At 47.0% G+C, this 504-nt stretch carries 1 protein-coding gene; it reads right to left on the bottom strand.

The window, feature by feature from the left end; genetic code table 11:
• On the bottom strand, nucleotides 1-504 hold a 504-nt coding region (locus RV13_RS20535), incomplete at both ends, for a DNA cytosine methyltransferase (RefSeq protein ID WP_143142318.1).

Raw genomic sequence — 504 nt, 5'->3', positions numbered from 1 at the left:
ATCTGAACCATAGACTTGGCCACCCATTCCTCGATTGGAAGGATTGATATTTACCAAGTTTCTGATGTTTTGATCAGATGTTGAAGACGATCCAATGATAGGAAATACTTGTTCGGTACATGCATCTCGAGAATGTCCGATAAGGAAGATCCGCTCACGGCTTTGGGGAACGTAGGCCTTTGAGTTAAGCACTTGCCATTCCACATCATACCCCAATCCATCCAACGTTCGGAGGATCGTCTCGAACGTAGCCCCTCCTTCGTGATTGAGCAATCCCCGGACGTTCTCAAGGAATAGAAACTTAGGTTGGAGAAGAGTGGCGAACCGAGCGATTTCAAAGAATAAAGTACCTCGAGTATCGGAAAATCCTTGCCGCTTTCCCGCAATTGAAAAAGCTTGGCACGGAAAGCCGCCGCAAAGGATGTCCACTGGTCCGAGGGATCGAACAAATTCGTCTGATACACTTGTGATGTCATGCATTTCCACCTCCTTCCTTGTATCATG

The organism is Enterococcus raffinosus (assembly GCF_001886185.1).
GTDB classification, from domain to species: Bacteria; Bacillota; Bacilli; order Lactobacillales; family Enterococcaceae; genus Enterococcus_A; species Enterococcus_A raffinosus.
This window is presented reverse-complemented; position numbering and strand designations above follow the sequence as displayed.